Raw genomic sequence first — 17,639 nt, 5'->3', positions numbered from 1 at the left:
CCGGCGGAATGCGTCCCCACACAGACCCGAGCAGGTCTCGATCGAAAGGGACGACAGCCATGAACACTCGCGTTGCGAGCGCCTCCGTAGCCGTCGGCATCGCCGTCACCCTGTCCGTCACCGCCGGGGCGGCGTCGGCCCAGCAGCGGGCCGCCGACGATCAGGCCACGGTGTCGGTGCTGCACGGCGTGCCCGGCCTGACCGTGGACGTCTACGCCGGCGACAAGGAGCTGATCCCCGACTTCAAGCCGGGCACGTTGACGGACCCGATGAAGCTGGACGCGGGCTCCTACGACATCAAGATCTTCAAGGACGGTGAGGGACCGGACGGCTCGCCGGCCATCGAGAAGACGGTGGACGTCCCTGCGGGCGCGAACGCCACGCTGGTCGCCCACCTGACGGCCGACGGCAAGCCGGCCCTCGACGCGTTCGTGAACGACACATCCAAGATCCCGGCAGGAAAGGCCAGGCTCACCGTCCGGCACGTGGCCGCGGCCCCCGCGGTCGACGTACGGGCCGAGGGGAAGCCTGTCTTCGAAGGCCTCGTGAACCCCAAGGAGGCCAAGGGCGAGGTCGCTGCGGGGACGGTCTCCGCCGACGTGGTACTGGCCGGCACCGACACGGTGGCGATCGGCCCCGCGAAGCTGGACCTCGCCGAGGGCACGAACACGGTGGTCTACGCCTGGGGCAGCGCCGACGACAAGAACCTGCAGCTCAAGACTCAGAGCATCACCGGTATGCACTCGGCGCCGGGCGGCGTCCCGGCCGGCGAGACCGGAGCGGCGGCCAGGCACAACGAAGGTCTCCCGCTCGGCGCCCTGTCGCTGGGCGCGGTGTCGGCTCTGGGCGCCGCGGGACTGCTGTTCCGGCTTCGTCACTCCGCGCGCTGAGGCCCACATCCCCGGGGGCGCCGTCACCGTCGGACCGGCGGCGCCCCGTCCCTTCTCTCGCTGGAGAGGTAACTCTGCATGAGCACGCCCTGGTCACGGCGTCTGCTGGTCATGGGACTGGCCGTTGCGCTGATAGGGGTCGTCGTCTCCGCCCTGCTGATCGTCGATGCCCGACGGGAAGGCGCGAAGGCCGGTGCCGAGGATTTCGGTGCGGCACCGGGTACCCGCTCCGCCTCCTCCGCCCGGACACCGAAGGAGCCGCTCACCTCGCCGCAGCCGCCGTCCGCCGGCATGTCGGCCGGCGACGCGGCACCAGCCCCGGCAACGGCAGGCGAGCCCGCTTCGCTGTCGCTGCCCCGCCTCGACGTCCGGGCGGTCGTCGAACCGGTGGGAGTCGCGGCTGACGGCCAGGTCGGGATACCCGACGACCCCAACGAGGTCGGCTGGTACCGATACTCACCGCAGCCAGGATCGGCGCAGGGCTCGACGGTGATCGTGGGCCACGTCGATTCCAAGGGGCGCGGACTGGGAGTGCTCGTCGCCCTCAGCGACCTCCGCGAGGGCGACCGGGTGCTCGTACGGAACAAGGACGGCGGCGTGGTGACGTACCGCGTCAGCTCGCGCCGCACCATCGGCAAACGCGACCTGGCGGCATCCGGAGTGTTCCGCCGGGACGGGCCGGCGGTCCTGACGCTGATCACGTGCGCGGGGCCGTATCTCGCGAACCGGGGCGGCTACCAGAACAATCTGGTCGTCACGGCCGTGGAGGCACCGACGTGACGACAGGGTGGGGCGGCTCCCAGGTTCTTGCGGCTACTGTTGCGGCCGTGAGGACCGACTCGGACGAAGAACTCGGGCGGGGGTTCGCCGACGGCGACGAGTCCTGCCTCAATGAGGCGTACCGCCGCTGGGGCGCGCTCGTCTTCACCGTGGCGGCCAGAAAGCTGGGAGACCCCGAAGAAGCGAAGGACGTCGCTCAGCAGGTCTTCGTCGGCGCATGGCGCGGTCGAAAGGGCTACGATCCGCAGCGTGGATCGCTCAAGACATGGCTCATGGGTATCACGCACAAGAAAGTCGCCGATGCGCTCATCCGACGCTCCCGGCACCAAAGAGACGTGGAAGCGGTCATCGTCGCCGGCGTCTCGGAAGAGCCCCGGCACGAGACTCCGACGGACTCCGTAGACGATTTCCTGCTGCTGGCCGAGGAACTCGACCGGCTCCCGGAACAACAGCGAACCGTACTCGAGATGGCCTTCTACGAGGATCTCACCCAAGCACAGATCGCCCAGCGCACCGGGCTTCCACTGGGCACGGTCAAGAGCTACGCACGGCGCGGGCTGATGCGAATGAAGAAGCGATTGGAGGTGGACGGTGGAGCACACTGACGAAGAAGCGCTGGTGCAGATCGCGCTCGGCGAAAGCCCGTCCTCTCCGGATGACGACCATGTGCGTACCTGTGCACACTGCGCGCGTGAACTTGATGCCCTGCGCCACGTCGTGCTGACCATGAAGGCCCAGCCGCCGGACGAGGACGAGATGCTCACGCCTCCGGACGATCTGTGGGACTCCATCTCGCGCGAGCTGCGCCTGACTCCGGAGCCTGCGCAGCAGGAGTCCGCTCCCGCGCCGAGCACCGTCGAGCAGGCGGCCGACAGCGGGGGACACAGCCCGCGGCCTCACACACCGGTGCGGACCGGTCGCCGCGGGCACCGACGCCTGGGGCGGCTGAGTGTGGCTCTCGCCGCGTGCGCCGCGCTCCTGGGGGCCGCGGCGGGCAGCACCATCACCTGGTGGATCACCAGGGACAACGCCAACGTGTCGGTGGCCGACGGCCGGCGGCTGGACTCCTTGCAGGCCAACTCGGCCGGGTATGCCCGGCTCAGCGGCGGCAGCGGCCATCGCACGCTCACCATCACCGTCGAGGGCCTGCCCCGCACGTCGGGCTACTTCGAGGTGTGGCTCATGGACCGCACCCACAGCAAGCTCGTGTCCATGGGCGTCCTGGGCCCCGACGGTCGCGCCTCCCTGCCCGTACCGCCCAACATCGACCTGCGTGAGTACTCCGTCGTCGACGTGTCCGTGCAGCCCTACAACGGCAAGCCCGATCATTCGGGGGACAGCGTCGTCCGCGGCCCGTACGCCGGTTGATGCACGGCCCGAGAGCCGGATGACGTCGTAGAGCACGGCCCGGGCCGGGTGGCACACCCGGCGTCGGCGTGGTCGACTGCGTCCGTGGGCACCTGTTTGCCGCGGTTTCGTCCCGAGGGACGCCAATAGGCCGACGGCATCGCGACCCCCGCCATCTTCATGTGCGTTCTGGAGACGACCGGTGCCCGAGCAACCGCCCCCGCATGCCTGCGCATGCCCGCAGTGCCAGAGCCGAAGAACCGACGCGTCGGCCGACTTCCCGCCCCACGGCGACACCGTCCGTGAAACCTTCGACGTCCTCTACCGTCATTGGTTTCCGATCGTGGTGCGCTGGGCCCGGCGACGGTGCGGCGACCCGGAGGACGCCGAAGACGTCGCGCAACAGGTCTTTGCCGATGTCTGGCTGCACTCCCGCAGATACTGCCAACTACGCGGCGGACTCGGCCCATGGCTCTACGGCATCACCGCCCACAAGGCGGCGGACGCCACGAACGCCGCGATCCGCCGGAACCAGGCATCCCGGAAGCTCGCCGCCCGGGCCACCCGGCACAGCCCCGACGCCTGGGCCGGAACCGGCGAGCGACTGTGCCTTACGCCTTTCCTCTCGTGCCTGTCCGACCGACGACGCGAGATCCTCTTCCTGGCCTACTACCTCGACTTCACCCAGCCCGAGATCGCGCGGTTCCTCGGCCTGCCCCTCGGCACGGTCAAGAGTCACTGCAGGAGAGCCCTGCGCGTACTGGCGGAGGTGGTGCCGGGCGGTGACACCACGTGAGGCACCGCCTGCGTCGTCCGGTCCTTCCGGCCGTGTGTCGAGGGCCTGTTGGCCGGGTGACGGAGAAGTCATCACCAATTGGCTCCCGAGCGCCGGGTCGGCGTACCAGGACGTGGGAGATAGGAGAGGCCTCCCTGGGTACACGGGTGCGGGTGGTCGCGACGGCGGCGGCCGGACAGGTCCGATGAGGCAGGGGACATACAAGTGGGTTTCGTCGAGTCGGGCCTTGCCCTGGTCTCCCACTGCAACGCTCCAGTGGTGGCGGGCCGCTACCGTCTGGACGCGGTGATCGGAACCGGTGGCGCCGCCGACGTCCACCGAGGCTTCGACCTACGACTGCGCCGCCCGGTCGCGGTGAAGGTCTTCCGGCCCGGAACCGGCTTCGACACCGAGGAGGACTTCCGCGGTGAAGCCGAGATCCTGGCCCGGCTGGAGCATCCGGGAGTGGTCAGCGCCTACGACGCCGGGCGGCACGGCGGCGACGGCTACCTCGTCATGCAACTGGTCGACGGTCCGACGTTGAAGGCCCGCATCGCCGAAGGCCCCCTGCCTTGCCGGACGGTTGCGGTGCTGGGCGCCGGGTTGGCCGACGCGCTCGCCCACGCGCACGGTGCGGGGGTCCTCCATCGGGACGTGAAGCCGTCGAACATCCTCCTGGACGCCTCTGGGCGTCCCCACTTGAGCGACTTCGGCATCTCCCGCCTGCTGGACGCCACCACCTGCACCGCCACCGGAACCCTGACGGGCACGGCTGCCTACTTGTCCCCCGAGCAGGTGACGGGCAGGCCGGTCGGCCTGCCCGCGGACGTCTACGCCCTGGGTCTGGTGCTCCTTGAATGCCTCACCGGCAGAATCGAGTACGACGGTGGACCGCTGGAGGCCGCCATCGCGCGGCTGTACCGCCCACCCGCCATACCCGCCGATGTGCCCGCGGACTTCGCGGCCCTGCTGAGGGACATGACCGACCTGGACGAGCACGCGCGGCCCCCGGCCGAGCACTGCGCCCGGCAGCTGGCCTTCATAGCCGCGAGCATGGGCCCCGCGACAGAGGCAGCTTCGCCTGTGTCGGGGCTGCGAGGAGTCGCGGCGCCCGTGCCGGCGAGCGGCACAGACCTCGTCCCGGCACCGGAGGCTGCGCAGTCGGACAACAGGCCGACGGCCGTTTCCGCGAGGCCGGCGGCCGCACCCGTGCGCCGCCGTGTGCAGATGGCGGGGGCGGCCGTAGCCTTCGCCGCGGCAGTCTGCGCGGTCGCCGTCACCGAGGGCACCGCCGGATTCACCACGGGGAGTGAACAGAGCGCCCCGGTGAAGCCGCACACACAGGTCGAGGACACCCCCACGGCGGCAGGCGCCCCGTCCGCCGAGCAACAGCCGGATGCGCCGCAAACACCCACGGACACCGCGGCGGGGCAGGGTGCGGCCGACGCCGGCAGGCTGCCGGACGCCGAATCCGCGCAATCCCGGCGCACCCCCAAGCATGCCCACACACCCGCCGCCCCGGGTAAGACGAAGGCGGCCGGCCACGCGCCAGGACACACCACGCGCAAGGGTGGCGGAGGGTCGGACCGGAGCGATGCGGCGCAGCAGGCCGAGCGGCGCGAACACCCTTGACCGGGCGTCGTCGGCGGCGGCGACGGCCCCCTGCACCACAGTGATCATCGATACCCAGGCGAAGACGCGCTTGTGCGGTGTTCCCGCAGTACAGCCGAGGGGTCCGTGTGGTCTGCCCTCCGCTCACCCGGGAAGCGCGGTGGCCGGTCGATCACTTCTGGCCGCGGACCCGTTGGGCTACGTCGCGGAGTTTGATGTTGTGCTGCTGGGAGATGCGGCGCAGCACGTTGAACGCGTCGTCCTCGGACAGTTTGTGGCGTTCCATGAGGATGCCCATGGCCTCGCCGATGGCGTGCCGGGTTTGCATGGCGTCTTCGAGCTGGTCGATGGTGTGGGCGTCGGCCAGGGCCACGGCGGCGTGCGAAGCGAGCAGCCAGCCGGCGGTCTCGATGTCCTTGCCGAAGGTGCCGGGGCGGCGGGCGTACAGGTTCAGCGCACCGAAGTCGTCGTCATGGGTGTAGAGCAGGACCCCGGTCATGCTGCCGATGCCGAGATCGAGGGCCGCCGCGGCGAACCGCGGCCAGGTCGGCTGCGGTGCGGTGAGGTCTGCGATGCGGAACACCCGCTCCCCGTCCGCGCCCTTCTTGCGGCGGGCCAGGTCGAAGCACGGCCCTTCGGCCAGCTCGCCCTGGAGCCGGTCGGACGCCTCGACCATCTCGCCGCAGGAGGACAGGGTGACCGCCCGGCCCTTGCGGATGGCCAGGATGCCGGCCGCGTCGCAGCCCTCCACCAGCCGCACCGCCGACGCCGCGATCTCGTCCAGTGTCCCCTGCAGCGAATCCTGCGCGAGCAGGTTCCGTGCGAGCTGGGCCATCGCCTCGGCGAATTCCCGCCACTCCATCGCCCTCACCCGTCTCGATCACCAGTGCGGCCACCCTATCGCCCCGTCCCTGCACCTGCCGGGGTAACGAGGGGCCGTTGCGGGGGCCCGTCATCCGCGGCGCTGCCCCACCGTGCCTGCCGTGGCGTGTCGGCGAAGGAGCTGAGTTGAGGACGCATGCCTGCGCAGACACGTTGGTGAACTGGACGACGGCTGCCCCGGTTCCCCTGCCGGCCGGTGGCACGGCAGTCTGTCGGGCGGTCGCGTTCAGACTGCCCGCGGTGCATGTCAGGGAGTGGAGGTACCTGGGTTCGCAGCGCCGGGGAGGAGCGAAGCCGTTGCCGTGTTGACGGTTCCGGGCGCGGTGACGCCGCTGCCTGCGGTACCCGCATCCGTCTCACCATGCTGCCATCCCACCGCCGTCAGGGCCGGCACGTGAAGGCGACCGCTGCCGCCGCAGTGCGCGTCGCCTTCACGTGCCGCTTGCCGTCCCGCAAGTTCCAGTCGTCCGGGGCGTGGCTCCTGGCCACCCCGTCGAACGCACAGCTGGGGTTCACCAGGAGCGGGTGCCTCCCGACGGCGAGGCACCGAGGGCGTGGGCGACAGCCAGGGGCAGTCGCTCGCTCACCTCGTCGCCGAGCCGCTCGAACTCCCGCTTCAGCAGGGGAGTGGCCAGCCGGGCGAGGCCCCCGAACTCGATCCGCGCCCGGTAGGTGAGCCGGGTTCGCCCACCGTCGTTCTCGAAGCGCAGGTCGTCTGTGGAGGTGGCTGTCTTGTTCTGTCCGACGAAGATCAGATGGTCGGGGTCGAAAAGGGCCAGTCGGTACCGCAGTTCGGTGCGGCGCCCCCGGAACACGGAGACGTTGCGCCACTCGGATCCCACGGCCACCGGTCCGCTGTCGACGCGGTCACACGTGACCGTTCCCGGGTCCCACATTTCGGTGTTCGCGAAGTCGGAGAGAAAACCCACGACGTCGGTCACTGGATGATCCAGCACCATCAAACGCTCGACTTCGATCACAAGGCCCTCCGTTCCGGTCGTTCGACCGCTTCTCCCAGCGCGTACTTCCCTGATGGCGCGCCCGATGGATGCACGCCCAGGCGAGCTTCGCAGTACGTATTTCTCAGCCCTCCACTTCCGCGCTCGCTGCTCCCTCCGAAGCGGAGCAGTTCGTGACCTGCATCCGGTCGGCCACCGGCCACCGAAGCAGTCACGAGACGAACGATCACCGTCGTGGGAGTCCGAGTCGGAGTCGCGGAGGTGCGCAATGGAGTTGCGTGGTGCTCGGATCCTGGTCCCCGGGGCCACCGGGCAGATCGGTGCAGCGCTGGTCACCCGCCTGCATGCGCTCGGCGCCCGCCCGGCACTCGCAGGCCGCGACGCCGACCGGCTGGCTCAGGTGTCGGCGGCCTGCGCGGGCGCGCCCGCCAGGACGTTCGACGCGTGGGACCTCGACGCCTGCGCGCAGACCGTCGACTGGGCATCGAGCGAGCTGGGCGGCCTGGACGGCGTCGTGGTGTGTGTCGGCGTCGCCGCGTTCGGTCCGGCCCCCGAGGTGAGCGACGCGGTCGCCGAACATCTGGCCACGGTCAACGCGCTTGCCCCCATGGCGTTCCTCCGGGCCGCCGCGCCGCGCGTCGACGCGGGCGGGGTCCTCGCCGCCGTCACGGGTGTCGTCGCCGAGGCGGCTCCGGCCCGGATGGCGGACTACGCCGCCGCCAAAGCCGCCCTGGCCGCCTGGCTCACCGCGGTCCGCCGGGAACAGCGGCGCCGGGGCGTGAACGTGCTCGAGATCAACCTCCCGCACATGGACACGCACTTCGCCGACCGGGCCGTATGGGGTGAACCACCGGGGTTGGCGCCAGGACTGCCCGTCGAGGAAGCGGTGCGGGCGGTCGTCACAGCACTGTCCGACGGCGCCCGCCTGGTCCGGCCCGGCACCGCAACCCCGCTCGAAGTGGTCCGGTAGGACATGCCGGGAAGACGCCACCCCGCCACCCCGGCGCCCCGCCGCGCAGTCTGGCAGCGCCCGGTCGAGGACCTGACCCCGCTGCCGCCCAGGCCACTGCGACGGGTGCTGTTCCGTCAGTACTGGCGTGACCTGGTGTTTCTGCATTGGCCCGCCGACCCGTTCCGGGTGGCCGGGCTGCTGCCTCCCGGTACCGTGCCCGACCTCCACCAGGGGCGCACCTATGTCGGGTTGGTCTTCTTCCGCATGGAGAACCTTGCCCTCGGTGGGATGCCGCCCTTTCCTTACCTGGGCTCCTTCGGAGAGGTCAACGTGCGCCTCTACAGTCGCGACGCCCTGGGCCGCCGCGGCGTGGTGTTCCGCTCCCTCGACTGCGACAGTCTGCTGCCGGTCCTGACGGCTCGCGCCGGATTCGGGCTGCCCTACCAGTGGTCCCGCATCAGCACCCGGTGGTTCGACAAACGTCTGCTGTACACCACCAGCCGCCGGGGCGACGGTCGCCCCGGAGCACGGGCGTGGCTGCACATCGAGGACACGCCCGTGGTCCCCGGACCACTGGAGGAGTTCCTCACCTGCCGTTGGGGACTGCACGAACGCCTCGGCGGACGCACCTACTACCTCCCGAACGCCCACCCCGCCTGGACCTTCCGTACCTGCACCCTGCTGGACTGGGAGGACGGTCTGGTCCCGGCGGCGGGACTGCCCAAGCCGCAAGGTGAGCCGGTCAGCGTCCTGTACGCCCCGGGTCTTCCGGTGTGCTTCGGCACGCCGCTGCGTCTCCCGACTCCCTGAGCACCCCCGTGCGAGCGGCGGCCGCGTCCGCGGCGGCGGGCTCAGCTCCCCGCCCCGCGCCCGTCCATTGCGGCGAGCAGCTCTTCGGCGGCCCAGCCCGGCCCGCGTCCGCGTACCGCGCCGGACAGCCAGGGAAGACGTGGGTCCGCGTCCGCCCACAGGGTCTCCAGGGCGGCGGGCACGTCATCGGAGGCCAGCGTGTTCGGGTCGCGCACCACGCCCGCGCCCGAGCGCTGTGCGTCGTAGGCCACGGAGAACTGGTCGCTGGAGAACGGCAGCACCAGCGCGGGCACACCCGCCCGGAGGCACTCGGTGAAGGAATTGCCGCCCCCGTGATGCACCATGGCGTCCACGTGCTCCAGCAGCGCCTGCTGCGGCACCGAGGGGACCACCACGGCCCGGTCGCCCGCCAGATCGGCCAGGGACGCCGTGCGCTCACCCGCCGCGACCACGACCGCCGTGTCCCGCAGGCCCTCCAGCACCCCCGTGACCACCGTGCGCAGGACGTCGTCGCGCGCGGACAGGAACGTGCCGAGCGCGACCAGAACGACCCGCGAGGCAGCGCCGCGCAGTTCCTTGAGCCGCGCCTCCCACTGCGCGTCCAGTGCCGCCGGGGGTGCGGCCATGTGCCCCGTGAACAGCCGCACGGGCCCTTGCGGCGGCGTGGGCAGCCAGGGCAGCTCCGGATAGGCGTGCACGACGGCGTGCGGAGAGGTGAGGGCGAAGGCCCTGCCCGGAGCGGGCCGGGAGGGGGCGTGCTCGCGGGCGAAGGCGGCGAACAGAGCCGTGAAGGCCTCGTCGTTGGCCTGGGCGGCCCCGGACAGCTCCTCCAGGCCAGCCGGATCGGGGCGTACGGCGTCCGGCCAGGCGTACGGGACGCCGAACCACGCGTCGGGCCCCGACAGCACATAGCTGGGGTGCCCGGGGCAGAACGTCGCGTACGGCAGGCCCAGGCAGTGCAGGGCCAGGGTGACCGGGTAGCTGAGCTGGTCCACGACGTACCAGTCGGGCCGCAGGCGCCGGTCTGTCGCGCGCAGCGCCTCCAGCACTCCCTCGGGGTCGGCGAGCATGTCCGCGCGCCGGTGTCGGGCCTGGGCGAGCAGCGCGGCGACGGCGCCCTCCCGGGTCGCGTCGAGGAACTCGCGCAGCCGCTCCGCCTCCCGGGCGTCCTGCCGGGTCGCCTCGGCCACCCCGGTGTTGGCGTTGCGGGTCACGGACAGCGGTACGAACCCCGCTCCCGCCTGTCGTGCCAGGTGCTCGAACGCCGGCGCGCACGCGAAGTGGACCTCCGCGCCCCGGCCGCGCAGGGCACCGGCCAGAACGGACAAGGGCTGGGCGTGGGACAGGAACGGGGGGCTGACGACAACGACACGCGGCATGCGAACCCTTCGGCCAGATGTCCTGCGGCCGCGGTCCGTCCGGACCGGGCCAGCGCATCCTAGCCGCGTCGGGGCGGTGCGGACGGCATGACGATCACCACGGCAGCGGGGTGCATCCGTGAGCGCCTCGCTTCGAGAATCACCAAGGTCAGAGCCGTTCCTGAGACAGGAGAGCGCGTGACCGCCGCCGCCTTCGCACCTACCCGGGCGACCGAGAGCACAGGACGACGGGCTGCCGTCGGCACGCGCGCCCGTGATCCCCTGGTGGCCGCCCGGACCGCCTTCTTCAGCGGTACCCGATGGAGCGGACACACCGACGGGCCGAACGCCGCCGGATATCCGCAGGACGACCTGGTCCGGCTGCTGGAGGCCGAGTACGGGGTACGGCCACGCGCGCTACCACCCGGTGACGGGCTCGGCGCCGGACGCGAGGACGCGGTCGTTGCGGCCTTGCGCCGTGCCGCCCGTCTCGGCGTGCCGCTGACCCCGGAGGCACTGCTCGCCCACCGCGAGGGGGGCCCGTGGCTGTGGGCGGTGCTGGCCGAGCTGTGGCCGGAGACCGTGCGCTGGTACGGCCACCGCCATGCGGAGGAAGCCCTGCGGGCGGCGCTCACCGAAGCACCCGACACCTCCACGACCGGTCACTTCCTGGACCTTGCCGTGGCCACCGACCTGGCCCCCCTCGCACCGGCCGAGGCCGCGCGCGCGGGGCGCCACACCGACCGGGCCGTACGTCACGCCGCGTGGCGTTACCTGCACCAACTCCCCGGCGGTACGCATTACTTGCCAGACCTGTCCGTGGCCTCGGACGCCTACGAGCGGGTGCTTCTGGACCCGCCGGCACCTGTGCTGGGGCCGAGAGAAGGCGAGCGCGAGGGCCGGGTGGTCGCGCAGACCATGCTGCTGGGCGGCCTGGACACGCCGGGACAGGGCCTGAGCGGGGGAATGGCGGTCCTGCTCGGCGGTCTCGGCGACACACTCGCCGAGACCGAGGGGATCGCCGGTGTGATCACGGTCGTGACGGCGGGACACGAGGACCTGGTGGCTGAGGACCGACTGGCTCTCGAACGGCGTCCTGGGCACTGGGTGCTGAAGTTGCCCGTCGACACGCCCCGGTCACTCGCCCCGATACAGACGCATCGACATCGCACCGCGCTGACCTGGTGGGCTGTGCGACTGCTGGGCGGCATGCCGCGGCCCCTGGACGTCCTGCACGTCCGATACGCCGACGACGCGAGCCTGGCACTCGCCGAAGCCGCCGAACGACTGGGGGCCGCCTCGGTGTTCACCGCCACCCCGGACCCGCATCGCGGACTCGCCGACCGCCACGCCGCACGCGACCAAGACGACCCGCGGGCCGCCGAGGCGTTGCGGCATGACCTGCATCGGGTGTTTGTGGCCGACCGCCTCGTGGAGCGCGCGGACACGGTCGTGGGCATCCCCGGTCGCGGCGGGACCCGGGAGTTGGTCCGCCACTACCCCCACCTGGCACGCCTCGGAGGGGGCAAGGGGCCGAGCGCCCCGCCCGAGGGCATCGCCCCCTACCGGCCCGCCCCCGACGAGCACGATCGGCAGCGCCAGGCACTTACGAACCTGTATCAGGACGGCGCACGCCCCGACGCTCTCGACGCGGAGGACCGCGACCTCCCGCTACTGCTGTCCGTCGGTCGCCTTCACCCGGTCAAACAGCAGGACCTCCTGGTGCGGGCCTGGCTGGAGACCGGCGGGTACGGCACCAGCACGCTGCTGCTCATCGGAGGCAGCCCGCACACAGCCACCGAGGCCGAGACCGACATGCGGCGCCGCATCGACACCCTGCTTGCCGGTTTCCCCCAGGCGTCCCGGCGGTTCGCCCTGATGCCGGCACTGTCCAACACCGACGTACGCCGTCTCCAGCGGGCCCTGGCGGCTCGCTCGCAGCAGGCGCCCTGCTGGTACGTGTGCCCGAGTGCCAAGGAGGAGTTCGGGATCGCGATACTCGAGGCGATGGAGGCGGGCCTTCCCGCCGCCGGGCCGCGGAACGGGGGTGTCGCCCATTACCTGCGTGACGGGGTCAACGGAGTCCTGATGGACACCTCCGGCCCGACCGGCCTCAAACGCGGCCTGCGCCGCCTCGCGCGCGTCGGCGACGACGAGCGCCGCCGGTACGCGACCGCAGGCGGGAAGCTGGTGACGGAGCGCTTCTCGGTGACCCGCATGGCGAACGAACTCACCGCCGAGTACGCCGCGTTGCAGCGCCCTTGAGGGTGTGTACAAGGCTCTGAGCTGTGCATCTCCGCAGACGCGAACTACGAGGCCCTTGCCGGATCACCATTGGTTGGTGCCGGGTGGGCCCTTGAAGGGTCCTCGCACCTCAGCGGTGATCCAACCTCCGTAGAAGTCGCCTTCTTGGGCGGTGACGTCTTCTCCGGCGACGGTGCACCGGTCCATGCGACTTGGATAGAAGGCTAGGTAGTCCGTGATGGCCGGGTTCGGGGTGGGGTAGCTCCAGGCGGCGCGAGCCCGTACGTCGTTTCCGACAATGACGTCCCAGTAGCGGGCGGCTCCCTTCCACTCGCACCAGGTCCGGCCCGAGACGGCGGGGATCACGAACTCGGTGCGGATGTCCTCGGCAGGGATGTAGAAGACTGGGGGATGACTGGTCTCCAGCACTCGGATCGCTGGAGTCGAAGTGGGCTGTGGCGTGGGCGCCGAGGGAGCTGTCGCTGCACCCCACGTGCCCGCATGTCAGGCACAGCAGCAGGTCACCCGGCACGCGCCCGCGCGCCGCGCAGGGCAGGCACGTCTCACTCAGCGGCGTGGGATCGGCCGTCCACGTGTGGGTGCAGTGCGTGCCGGACGGTCGTCCGCCATCGTGTCGGGGCGTCCATCTCGTCATCGCTGAGCACCGGCCCGGCTGTCTGCTGCATCGCGCCCCTGCGGACCGCCCGCCCGCAGGCCGATGTCCGTACTGCTCATGAGGTGCTCCTCGCCCGTTTTATGTCTTCGCCAGTGCTTCGGCGCTGCGTCGTGTGACCCGGATGAGTCACGGTGGGCCGTCGCCGCGTCCCTGTTCTTGTTCCAGGAGGGCTTGGAGGTCGGTGAGGCGGTCCAGCCCCCGAACGGCCTGGGCCATTCGCGGATTGCGCTCCAAGCGGGTGCGATGGCGTTGCAGGAAGGCCCAGTAGCCCGCCGTAAAAGGGCAGGCCGTTTCGCCCACCCGTACGGTGGGCCGATAGGCACAGGCACGGGATGCGTACTGGGCGTAGGTGCATGATCCTGATCGCATGACCGATCCGTTGGTACCTCCGGAGGAGACGCCCCCGGTCGAAGGCTCGACAGCCGAGGCCCACGAGGAACGGCCGGATGGCGGCATCTGGGAACACCCGCGTTTCTGGATGTGGCTCGTCATCACCGGCGCCGCCCTGTTCGCCGCGTTTTTTCTCGCCCGGGTCTTTTATCTGTAGACCTGGCGCTTGCCTGCAGACGTGGCGCTCGCGCTTGCTGCGGAGGTGCTCCCGCGCGATGGCGATCTGGGCAGGGCGTCGATTTCAAACGGCAGCACTTCTGCCGGCGGCTTGGTGAGGTTGGCCACTTCACCCCGTGCCGATCTCCGTCGGCCCGGCCGGCAGGAGGGAGCGCCCGGGCGCCCTGAACAGCAGTCAAGGTCTGTCGCTGTTGCGGCCGTCGTGGTCTGACGCGGCGCGCCGGGACATCTCCGCCACCAGATCCGTGCGAGTGAGAGCGCCCTTGTGTCACGCCGACGAGTGAATTCCCGGGCCGCCACGGCTGCGGCGCGCCGGCGGCAGGGCCTGCCCACTTGGCCACGAGATCTGCACCCTTGTGAAGATCGGGTCGGACAGCTGTCGGGTGGCCTGCTGTTTCTGTGGTTCGACCTCCATTACGAGGCGCCTCTGGGGGATTTGGCGCACGGAACCTTCGCGTGAGGGTGGGTAGAAGGCCTGGTGGGAAGCTACTTGCCAGACGGGCATTTGCGAGGGATCGTTGCCTGACGACAATGATCTCTTTGGGGTTGGCGAGGTGAGGGACTCGCGCAGCGGGTCCTCGATGTTTGATTTCTACTCAGGCGCACGCGGGCGCGGAGCCGGACTTCCCCTGGGGCAGGGCCCCCTACCCGGTGCTGGTCGCTGACGCGGCGGGCATCCTGGTGAAGCGCAACGAAGCCGCTCAGGTCGTGCTGCCCGCAGCCTTCCCCGGAGCGCTTCTTGCCGATGTGGTACCGGCATGGCTCGCCGCGGCCCACCGCTCCACGTGCCCGGCCGACCCGCAGGGTGCGCGGGAGCCGGAGGTGCCGCTGTCGGGCTTGATCGAAGGACGCCGTTTCGAGGCGCACTCCAGCGTGCGGGACGACGGCACGGTGGCGTGGTGGCTGGTGGACGACACCGACCACCAACTGGCCCGTGAAGCCCTGCGTATGGAGCGGGAGCAGACGGCGTTCCTCGCGGCGGCGTCCACCGCCCTGCTGTCCTCGCTGAATCTGGGGCGGTGCATGGACCTGACCGCGCAGATGGCGTCCGATCACCTCGCCGACGCGGCCCTGGCGGTCGCACCCTCCCGCGGCCGCTGGTTGCCCGTGGTGTCCTGCCTGCGTGGCGGCACCCCCTTCGCCTCACAGGAAGTGGTCGATCCTGACGAGGTTCCCGGCCTGAGCGAGGCCCTGCGCGGGTTCCCGCCGGTTCCCTCGCGGTGGATCGACGCTTCCGCGGCGCCGCAATGGATGATTCCCGAGGGCTTCGGTCCCATCGGGGCGATAGTGATCACTCCGTTGCCGGGGCACGGCGTTCCGGCCGGTGCACTGGTCTTGCTGCGCAAGGAGGGGCGAGCCGCTTTCACTGAAGAGGAAGAGGTCTTCGCCCGTCTCTTCGCCGCACGTGCCGGAGCGGCGATGTCAGCCGCCCGCCTATACGCGGAGCAAACAGCCATCACCGAGGTCCTCATGCGGGACCTTCTGCCCCCCGCGCTGCACCAGATCTCCGGTGTGGACTTCGCCGGCAGCTACCGGCCCTCAGCGGATCACGAGCGGGTCGGCGGGGACTTCTACGACGTGCACCCCGGCGCCGCGGAGGGGGAGCCGTCGCTGGTGGCGCTGGGGGACGTGTGCGGCAAGGGTTTGGAGGCCGCCGTCCTCACGGGCAAGATCCGCAATACCCTGCACGCTCTGCTGCCTCTGGCCGACGACCACCAGCAGATGCTCAACCTGCTGAACACCGCACTGCGCAATTCGCATCACACCCGGTTCGCGACGCTGGTCCTGGCTTCCGCAGTGCGCAAGGACAACGAAGTGCGTGTGCGATTGACCAGCGCGGGCCATCCGCACCCTCTGATCATCCGCGCGAACGGAACGGTTGAGGAAGCTGACACCCGCGGCACCCTGATCGGGGTCCTGCCGGACATCAGAGTGCACACCACGACCGTCACGCTCGCCCCGGGGGAGTCCTGCATCCTTTACACCGACGGAATTACCGATGCCAGGGGCGGCCCGCTGGGTGACACCCTGTTCGGTGAGGAACGCCTCCAGCGCGTCCTGGCCGAGTGCGCCGGTATGGCGGCGGAGGGCATCGTGGAACATGTCCAGATGCTCGCCTCGCAGTGGCTGGGTAACGGCGGCCACGACGACATGGCCGTCGTCGCGATCTCTGCACCACGCACCCACCATCTGAGCGCGGTGGATGGCCACACCCGGGGCAGGTACACCGCATGAGCACGAGCACTTCGCCCCTCTTCCCCACACCCGCCCCCACCCACGAGCTGGCCGGCCGGCTGTGGAACGCGGTGGCGGCCGGAGATGAGCACACCGCCACCGACGTCGTCCTGCGGGCCCTGGACGAGGGCCTGGACCCTGAGTCCGTCCTCCTGGACGTGATCGCGAGGGTTCAGGTCAGAGTCGGTGAGGAATGGGCCTCGAACCGCATCAGCGTCGCGCAGGAACACGCCGCGACGGCCATCAACGAACGCGCCGTGACTGCACTCGCCCTGCATCCCACCGCCCGCCGGGCGTCCTGCCGCGGTCGGATCACGGTGGCGTGCGTGGACGGCGAATGGCACGCGCTGCCCGCCCGGCTGCTGGCCGAGGTGCTGAGGCTGCGTGGTTGGCACGTCGACTACCTCGGTGCGCAGGTGCCCGCACCGCACCTCATCTCCCACCTGCACACCACTGAGGCCGATGCGGTCGCTCTGTCCAGCTCGATGCCGACCAGGCTCCCCACCGCTCATGCGGCCATCACCGCGTGCCAGGCCATCGGAGTCCCCGTCCTGGTCGGCGGCGCCGCGTTCGGATCCGACGGCCGCTACGCACAGTTGCTCGGCGCTCAGGCGTGGGCCCCGGACGCGCGTGCCGCCGCCGACCGCCTCGCCGAGGCGCCGCTGCCGCGCCCGAGGACCGACCACCAGCAGCTGGACGACCTGCCCCACCTGGCCGACCAGGAATACACGTTGGTCGCCCGCAGCAGCGCCTCCCTTGTACGGACCGTCCTCCTCGCCCTCCAGGACGCGTTCCCCGCTATGCGCGCCTACGACGACGTGCAGCGCGAGCGCACGGCGCAAGACCTCGCTCACATAGTGGAGTTCCTCGCCGCCGCCCTCTACCTCGGCGACGACGACCTCTTCACGCGGTTCATCACCTGGACAGCCCGGGTTCTCCGGGCCAGGAACGTGGCGGTGCAGTCCCTGCCGCCGGCCCTGATCCTCTTCGCCCGTGAGCTCAAAGACTTCCCCCGGGCATCGCGCACACTCAAACGCGGCATCGAAGCCCTCTCCACCGACCACACCACAACCGGAACGCCCGCATGACCATCTCGCCTCGCGCACTCCACCTGACCACCGTCGAGACCGAGCACACGGTCCGCATAGAGATCACCGGAGATCTCGACTACGACACCGCCGACCTTCTTCTGGAGAAGGCCACCGCCCAGCTCTCGGCCCGACCGGGTCTCAAGGACCTGCACCTGCACTGTGCGGGAATCGGCATCGTCGACTCCATGGGGCTGTCGATCCTGTTGATGATCGGCCGCCGCACCGCCGCCGCACGGGTACGTCTGCATCTGGACGACCGGCCCGTGCAGCTCGACAGGCTCCTCAGCCTCACCGGCACGCTTGAGTACTTCACGGCAACGCCCCACACCGATGCCGCAGTCACGCACGGGGACACGGCACCGGACGCCAACATCTGAGCCGCCCCGGCCGGCCATCCGGCACAGTACCCAGCCAACACAAGGGCAGTTGTGTGTCGGCGACGACTCAAAGGCTCACCAGTAG

Annotated in this window: 17 protein-coding genes and 1 pseudogene; 13 read left to right on the top strand and 5 right to left on the bottom strand. The window is 70.7% G+C overall.

What is annotated here, in order from left to right; translation table 11 throughout:
- The first annotated feature begins 59 nt into the window (after nucleotides 1-59).
- From ACFUO4_RS39290 to ACFUO4_RS39265, 6 genes are all read left to right on the top strand, one after another.
- The gene (locus ACFUO4_RS39290; RefSeq protein WP_079309302.1) at nucleotides 60-890 is read left to right on the top strand and encodes a DUF4397 domain-containing protein; all 831 of its coding nucleotides are present in this window, start codon (nucleotides 60-62) and stop codon (nucleotides 888-890) included.
- 78 nt (nucleotides 891-968) lie between these two features.
- Nucleotides 969-1,670 (top strand): sortase domain-bontaining protein, encoded by a 702-nt coding sequence (locus ACFUO4_RS39285; protein ID WP_383494258.1) that lies wholly within the window; start codon nucleotides 969-971, stop codon nucleotides 1,668-1,670.
- A gap of 47 nt (nucleotides 1,671-1,717) precedes the next feature.
- Nucleotides 1,718-2,275 carry a sigma-70 family RNA polymerase sigma factor gene (locus tag ACFUO4_RS39280; protein ID WP_383494255.1) on the top strand — a complete coding sequence of 186 codons (558 nt, stop codon included), beginning with the start codon at nucleotides 1,718-1,720 and terminating at the stop codon, nucleotides 2,273-2,275.
- Complete coding sequence (locus ACFUO4_RS39275; RefSeq protein ID WP_383494252.1) at nucleotides 2,262-3,038, top strand: anti-sigma factor domain-containing protein; 777 nt, start codon at nucleotides 2,262-2,264, stop codon at nucleotides 3,036-3,038. The genes ACFUO4_RS39280 and ACFUO4_RS39275 overlap by 14 nt, the downstream gene beginning before the upstream one ends.
- A gap of 181 nt (nucleotides 3,039-3,219) precedes the next feature.
- On the top strand, nucleotides 3,220-3,813 hold the full coding sequence (locus ACFUO4_RS39270; RefSeq protein WP_383494250.1) for an RNA polymerase sigma factor: 594 nt from the start codon (nucleotides 3,220-3,222) through the stop codon (nucleotides 3,811-3,813).
- Between the two features lie 204 nt (nucleotides 3,814-4,017).
- Nucleotides 4,018-5,424 (top strand): protein kinase, encoded by a 1,407-nt coding sequence (locus ACFUO4_RS39265; protein WP_383494248.1) that lies wholly within the window; start codon nucleotides 4,018-4,020, stop codon nucleotides 5,422-5,424.
- Nucleotides 5,425-5,575: 151 nt separating this feature from the next.
- Here ACFUO4_RS39265 and ACFUO4_RS39260 read toward each other — a convergent pair whose 3' ends face one another.
- Together ACFUO4_RS39260 and ACFUO4_RS39255 are read right to left on the bottom strand one after the other, a co-directional pair.
- The gene (locus ACFUO4_RS39260; RefSeq protein WP_079309306.1) at nucleotides 5,576-6,265 is read right to left on the bottom strand and encodes a GAF and ANTAR domain-containing protein; all 690 of its coding nucleotides are present in this window, start codon (nucleotides 6,263-6,265) and stop codon (nucleotides 5,576-5,578) included.
- A gap of 532 nt (nucleotides 6,266-6,797) precedes the next feature.
- Nucleotides 6,798-7,265, bottom strand: coding sequence for an SRPBCC family protein (locus ACFUO4_RS39255; RefSeq protein WP_079309307.1), 468 nt, complete (start codon nucleotides 7,263-7,265; stop codon nucleotides 6,798-6,800).
- A 247-nt stretch (nucleotides 7,266-7,512) separates the two neighbouring features.
- Between ACFUO4_RS39255 and ACFUO4_RS39250 the strand changes: the two genes are divergently transcribed.
- Nucleotides 7,513-8,214 (top strand): SDR family NAD(P)-dependent oxidoreductase, encoded by a 702-nt coding sequence (locus tag ACFUO4_RS39250; RefSeq protein ID WP_383494243.1) that lies wholly within the window; start codon nucleotides 7,513-7,515, stop codon nucleotides 8,212-8,214.
- 3 nt (nucleotides 8,215-8,217) lie between these two features.
- A complete protein-coding gene (locus tag ACFUO4_RS39245) occupies nucleotides 8,218-9,006 on the top strand; it encodes a YqjF family protein (RefSeq protein ID WP_383494240.1) in 789 nt (262 codons plus the stop codon).
- A gap of 41 nt (nucleotides 9,007-9,047) precedes the next feature.
- Here the strand turns inward: ACFUO4_RS39245 and ACFUO4_RS39240 are convergent, their stop codons facing one another.
- Nucleotides 9,048-10,385, bottom strand: a complete 1,338-nt coding sequence (locus ACFUO4_RS39240) for a glycosyltransferase (RefSeq protein ID WP_383494237.1) — start codon at nucleotides 10,383-10,385, stop codon at nucleotides 9,048-9,050.
- Nucleotides 10,386-10,562: 177 nt separating this feature from the next.
- On the opposite strand from ACFUO4_RS39240, the gene ACFUO4_RS39235 reads away from it, so the two are divergent.
- The gene (locus ACFUO4_RS39235; RefSeq protein WP_383494234.1) at nucleotides 10,563-12,629 is read left to right on the top strand and encodes a glycosyltransferase family 4 protein; all 2,067 of its coding nucleotides are present in this window, start codon (nucleotides 10,563-10,565) and stop codon (nucleotides 12,627-12,629) included.
- A 63-nt stretch (nucleotides 12,630-12,692) separates the two neighbouring features.
- Here ACFUO4_RS39235 and ACFUO4_RS39230 read toward each other — a convergent pair whose 3' ends face one another.
- Together ACFUO4_RS39230 and ACFUO4_RS39225 are read right to left on the bottom strand one after the other, a co-directional pair.
- A complete protein-coding gene (locus ACFUO4_RS39230) occupies nucleotides 12,693-13,037 on the bottom strand; it encodes a DUF427 domain-containing protein (protein ID WP_383494231.1) in 345 nt (114 codons plus the stop codon).
- A gap of 46 nt (nucleotides 13,038-13,083) precedes the next feature.
- Nucleotides 13,084-13,263: pseudogene (locus ACFUO4_RS39225) on the bottom strand (hypothetical protein); the annotation flags it as partial.
- A gap of 388 nt (nucleotides 13,264-13,651) precedes the next feature.
- Here ACFUO4_RS39225 and ACFUO4_RS39220 point away from each other — a divergent pair.
- From ACFUO4_RS39220 to ACFUO4_RS39205, 4 genes are all read left to right on the top strand, one after another.
- Nucleotides 13,652-13,831, top strand: coding sequence for a DUF6480 family protein (locus ACFUO4_RS39220; RefSeq protein ID WP_079309313.1), 180 nt, complete (start codon nucleotides 13,652-13,654; stop codon nucleotides 13,829-13,831).
- Nucleotides 13,832-14,502: 671 nt separating this feature from the next.
- Nucleotides 14,503-16,086, top strand: coding sequence for a PP2C family protein-serine/threonine phosphatase (locus tag ACFUO4_RS39215; RefSeq protein ID WP_383494227.1), 1,584 nt, complete (start codon nucleotides 14,503-14,505; stop codon nucleotides 16,084-16,086).
- A complete protein-coding gene (locus tag ACFUO4_RS39210) occupies nucleotides 16,083-17,174 on the top strand; it encodes a B12-binding domain-containing protein (RefSeq protein ID WP_383494224.1) in 1,092 nt (363 codons plus the stop codon). The genes ACFUO4_RS39215 and ACFUO4_RS39210 overlap by 4 nt, the downstream gene beginning before the upstream one ends.
- Nucleotides 17,171-17,554 (top strand): STAS domain-containing protein, encoded by a 384-nt coding sequence (locus tag ACFUO4_RS39205; RefSeq protein ID WP_383494221.1) that lies wholly within the window; start codon nucleotides 17,171-17,173, stop codon nucleotides 17,552-17,554. Before ACFUO4_RS39210 ends, ACFUO4_RS39205 begins: the two co-directional genes overlap by 4 nt.
- The last annotated feature ends 85 nt before the right edge of the window (nucleotides 17,555-17,639 follow it).

Source organism: Streptomyces sp. NPDC057280 (assembly GCF_042668605.1).
In the GTDB taxonomy this organism is placed as follows: domain Bacteria; phylum Actinomycetota; class Actinomycetes; order Streptomycetales; family Streptomycetaceae; genus Streptomyces.
This window is presented reverse-complemented; position numbering and strand designations above follow the sequence as displayed.

Coding starts and splice junctions, on each gene's coding strand:
- ACFUO4_RS39290 (WP_079309302.1), top strand. CDS start 60: ATGAACACTCGCGTTGCGAGCGCCTCCGTAGCCGTCGGCATCGCCGTC.
- ACFUO4_RS39285 (WP_383494258.1), top strand. CDS start 969: ATGAGCACGCCCTGGTCACGGCGTCTGCTGGTCATGGGACTGGCCGTT.
- ACFUO4_RS39260 (WP_079309306.1), bottom strand. CDS start 6,265: ATGGAGTGGCGGGAATTCGCCGAGGCGATGGCCCAGCTCGCACGGAAC.
- ACFUO4_RS39250 (WP_383494243.1), top strand. CDS start 7,513: ATGGAGTTGCGTGGTGCTCGGATCCTGGTCCCCGGGGCCACCGGGCAG.
- ACFUO4_RS39245 (WP_383494240.1), top strand. CDS start 8,218: ATGCCGGGAAGACGCCACCCCGCCACCCCGGCGCCCCGCCGCGCAGTC.
- ACFUO4_RS39240 (WP_383494237.1), bottom strand. CDS start 10,385: ATGCCGCGTGTCGTTGTCGTCAGCCCCCCGTTCCTGTCCCACGCCCAG.
- ACFUO4_RS39220 (WP_079309313.1), top strand. CDS start 13,652: ATGACCGATCCGTTGGTACCTCCGGAGGAGACGCCCCCGGTCGAAGGC.
- ACFUO4_RS39210 (WP_383494224.1), top strand. CDS start 16,083: ATGAGCACGAGCACTTCGCCCCTCTTCCCCACACCCGCCCCCACCCAC.
- ACFUO4_RS39205 (WP_383494221.1), top strand. CDS start 17,171: ATGACCATCTCGCCTCGCGCACTCCACCTGACCACCGTCGAGACCGAG.